The sequence below is a fragment of the Alcanivorax xiamenensis genome (assembly GCF_009846745.1).
GTDB lineage: Bacteria > Pseudomonadota > Gammaproteobacteria > Pseudomonadales > Alcanivoracaceae > Alloalcanivorax > Alloalcanivorax xiamenensis.
This window is the reverse complement of sequence record NZ_AQPF01000090.1, coordinates 1-4,656: the sequence shown is the minus strand read 5'-3', so window position 1 is coordinate 4,656 and position 4,656 is coordinate 1. Positions and strand designations below refer to the sequence as shown.

At 52.9% G+C, this 4,656-nt stretch carries 2 protein-coding genes; one reads left to right on the top strand and one right to left on the bottom strand.

The features are described from left to right. Positions 1 to 11 precede the first annotated feature (11 nt). On the top strand, positions 12 to 3,395 hold the full coding sequence (locus tag A6D6_RS21355; protein WP_159661822.1) for an Ig-like domain-containing domain: 3,384 nt from the start codon (positions 12 to 14) through the stop codon (positions 3,393 to 3,395). 650 nt (positions 3,396 to 4,045) lie between these two features. On the opposite strand, the gene A6D6_RS21350 is transcribed toward A6D6_RS21355, so the two are convergent. Then, entirely contained in the window at positions 4,046 to 4,210 is a 165-nt protein-coding gene (locus tag A6D6_RS21350) for a hypothetical protein (protein ID WP_159661821.1), read from the bottom strand. Between the last annotated feature and the right edge of the window lie 446 nt (positions 4,211 to 4,656).

Here is a 4,656-nt window from a genome sequence, read left to right as displayed (position 1 = left end):
ACGGCTCCAGCATGCCCGGCAACGACGCCAATGACGCCCAGCGGCAAAGCCTGCTTTATGCCTACCCCGATGACGGGCAGAGCGAGGTGGCGATTCCCGCTCCGGTGGTATTGCGGTTCTCCAGCGACATCGAGCTGGCCGCCGCCGAAAACAATATCAAACTGCGCCTTGGGGGCGCCGATGGGGACGTCGTCCCTGTCACCTACAGCAAAGTGGAAGCCGATGGCCGCAGCATCCTGCTAACGCCCACGGAAAAACTGCAACCGCTCACCGACTACACCGTGACCCTGCGCGGCGTGCAATTAAGCGTGGGCAAGGCACCTAACAGGGATATCCACTTCACCACCCGCGCGCTGCAACGGGGCCCGAAGTCCCTGGTGGTGGCCGACGACGACTTCACCCTCACCCGCGCCATTCCCAGCGGTGACGTCGAAGAACCGGTGATGGACTTTTCCACCTTCCGCTTCCAGTTCACTCAGCCCATCGACCCCACCAGCGCCCGCTACGGCCTCAACCCGGGCGACGGCACCACACCGGCGGACACCGTGGCCCTGGTGGACGGCAGCGGCGAGCTGGTGGAAGCGCGCCTGCTCACCGAAGGGCCCTACATGACCCTGGACCCCACGCCCGAGCACCTCACTCCGGGAGAGACCTACACCCTCACCCTGGGCGACGGTCTGGCCAGCACCTTCGGCAATACATTTGGTGGCCACGAATTCACCGTCACCCCGCAAGACTCCTCACCGCGCGGCGAGCCGGCCATCCTGGTACAGCGCATCACCGACTCGGAAAACCGCACCCGCACCTCCCCGCTCACCGGCAAACCGGTGAACGAAGTCCCGGTGAACGCTACCCTGCTCGGCCAGGACAACGTCACCCAGGCCAGCGGCGACGTACGCGCGGAACTGGGCGACGTCACCGTCTACCCGGACGTCACCCCGGTGCGCATCCCCGCCGACACCATCCTCAGCGGCACCAGCCTGGACGTGCTGATCGGCGGCGAAGTGCCCGCCGGCTTTGAATCCGGCGAAGTGAAAATGCACTTCCTCAGCGACGCCACCGGCTACCTGGTGCCCAACCCCTACGACACCCACAACCGCGCCGACGCCCTGCGCATCGTGCGGCTGTTCATGGATGTGGCCATCACCACCGACGAAGCCCGCGCCAACGGCGGCTTTACCCAGGACATGCTGCACATCGAACTGATCGGCGTCGGCGAAGTGGATCCGCGGGAAGGCGTGCTGAAAATCGATGCGGTCAGCGTGGTGGAGCCGGACGTGCTCGGCCAGGAATTCGCCCACGGCATGCTCAGCTTCCAACTGGAGTCCTATAAGGATCAGCTCAACGCCCCCGCGCCGGTGCCGGACACCACGCCGTTGGAGTTCCAGAGCTGGACCTTGGGCGTGGACGGGCAGACCGGTTTGGACAAGACCGCCATGGCCAAGCCCGGCGACCCCATCGTGCTCAACTTCAATCGGCCACTGGACCGGGAATCCATTCGCGGCAAAGTTTCTCTCATGCTCACCGACAACAACAACGCCGCTGTACCTCAAGACATTGACTATTACGTGGATGGCGCCGCGCTGGTGATCAAGCCCAAGGAGCCACTTCGCTACAGCCCGGAGACCAATCCGACGTCCTATCGTTTGCAGTTGGCGAGCGGGATCAAGGATTTGCGTGGGGAAGATTGGAGCGGGAGTTTTGATGAGGGGTTTGAGTTGCCGGTAGTGGTGGAAGTACGAGACTTATTAAATGACCCTACAGGAGAACCGACTGGTAATATTAGCGATGTAGAAATTAGATCCCCATATATTTTGGGTGTCTACCCTGGTTTCCCCTGTCTACTTGACGAATCAGAACGAGATCTTGAGAATGAAGTGGCTGGTTTCTGCAAGGGAGGAATTCCTCCCGGAATCTCTCCCATGGATAGTGATGATTTACTACCCATTCCTCATATACCTCAAAACCGGCCCATCATCGTATCTTTCTCAAAAAAAATGGACCCTAACAGCATCGCTATAGGAAGATCTTTTAAAGTCGAGAGAATAGATACCTCTGGCAACACTTTGGAAGAAGTTCCAGGAAAAGTCCGGCTATCCCCTAAAACTTTAATTTTTACGCCAAGCTCCCCATGGCTGATTGGTGAAACATACAAGTATACATTAGGTTCGAATGACTCAATATCTGACACGGTCGCAGTCTGCGACGGATCCAGTATTGACAATTCAGCCATATGTGATGCTCTGGGTCTACCTCTGCAAACGCAACTTCTTGGCAATATAACTATATCGCCAGCTCCGACCGATCCTAGTACATTAACACCATGGAACATAACAACAACCGCTGCTCCCTCTTCAAAAGGGGGGGGGCCAGACATGATCCAGTACTTCATTGGTGCACAATCCAGCACAAATATTCTTCAAGTTTTAAGCACGACCCCCTCATCCGACACGAACAACAACCTAGTTCACGATAAGAATCGAACTTTAGGTTCTGAAGAAGAGCATGCATATTTTTATTGGAACTTTGTCGAATTTTATAATTACCAAAACCAAGAGTATGGCCCTACAGCGTTACCAGACTTGGCCACCCAGGATCTTCTTGACGAGGGAACGGCACAGCCAATGGACCCAGACGGGGTACTACCATCACCAAATAGCGCAAAAGTGCTAAGCCTTTCTTATGGAATAAACAAAATTTCCGACTACCCTATCCCATTCCCAGGAGTGGCTACTAGCGGCCTCCACCAAATAGGCGGCAATGTCGGCTGCGGCTTCGAAAGTTACGCCCCCTTTCAGGATCAATCGGGCTGCAATAATCAATCCTGCATGTATGGAATCCCGTCAAAATGTCCTAAGGAAAAATTCACTTATTTAAATAGCACCATATTCGCAGAGGTTACTGATAAATATATATCCGACGAGGGAATTTTGGTCAACATATACCCAGGGCACGTTTTAACCACTTCTTTCCTCACAGTCCTTAAAGGAGGAGCGGCGGGTTCAACAGGACTTCCCGTTGACTCTGGGTACCAAGTTATGAGAATGCGTCACACCCAGGAAGGAAATATACAAGCATATATTAAAAGTGGGAATTCAGGCCAGCCTACACTTGAAGCTGAAGTGGATTTGTATTTAAATGCGCCAATACTTGAAAAGAAATTCAAAGAGATATTATTTTTCCCGTTTGTTTACCACAATTTTTACAGCTACAAAGTCACAATGAGACTATCCGGACCTATTAAATTCCTAGATGACGGAAGAATGTTAATAGAACAAAAAAATGACAATGAAGTTCACTTCAACCTATTGGGAAATTCACCTATAACAAAAGTAGATCTTTTTATCCCTGCCCAAGGAAGTTTTCTGCAATATTTATCTCAACCAATAAAATAAAAGAAGGCCTGGCGGAAAACCCGCCAGGCCTTTAAGGCGCTCTTTACGGGGTAACCCTGCTCAGAGACCCAGAAATAGTACATGTTCCTCCATAGTTGTTAGAGCCACTTATAGTCACAGTAGGCGGCGTGCCAGTTGCATCTGCAGGCGCGTAACTAATACCACTAACAACACCGCTGCAACCAGGCAGCGGGCATGCCCCCGTATTCACAATGGTACTAGGTCCACCACTTCCAATCGCATCAGTATCAAGAGTTCCGCCGGAGATTGTTCCAACCCAGTCCTGATTGCCCGTGTAGATCAGGGCACAAAGAGGGCTTGCCCCAGTGGTACCGGCAGCTCTTACAACTACGTTATTCCCAGTAACATCCCCAGCCAAAGTTAGATCACATGTAATTGGAGGAAGACCTGCCATCGATAGGGTCGTGCTTCCAGTATAGATCACAGGTACAGCCTGAGCACTGCTAGCTCCAGCCAGCGCCACAGCCCCAGCCAGTGCCAACATCATTGGTTTAAAAGTTTTGCTATTCATTGCTACATCTCCTGTTTATAGCATTTGAACGTTTTTAGGTTTGATGGAGAACAGGTCGACTGCATCCCTGGCCTGCCTCCGGCCAACGGAGTTGCTCCGTTAACCACCTTCGGGTTGTTCACCCTTCGGCACGGACCAGATAAATAGATTCACAACCGCAAAACAATAGATTACCTGTCCCCTTAAGCACTTTTTCTTTTTTCAAAAACACAAACCCAGCAACCATGCGGCTTACAGAAAATGTACCTGGAACCTTTTTTGGATAAGAGACGATGTCGCTCAAAAAAAAGCGGTGTCTTTTTCGAGAAAAAAATCCAGAAATAAAAAGGGGACAGTAAAACAAGAGGAAAAGGAAACACTTCCTGGGAAATGTTTACCGAAACCGATGATAAAGGTGATTGTCTGTTTTGGGAGAAGAAATCAAGGCTGGGGTGGTGTTGTCTGGGCGGTTGATGGGGTACATCAATTCGCTGCCGAGGCAGCTTCCCACAGGCGGGAGTGGGCGACGAAGCCGCTGTGGGAGCCAGCCTTGCTGGCGAAGGTTTTGAAGAGAGAAGAATTCGCCTGCGGGCAGGTTCCCACAGGGGGTGTGAATGCAGGATGGTGCTATTCGAAAACCGCAGCCACTGTCTCCACCTCGTAAACGCGGTCGATCCAATCTTCCAGCTGCTCCCGGCTGGCACTGTTCAGCCTGGTTCCGATCTCCGCCGGCAGGTCGCCGAAGCGGCG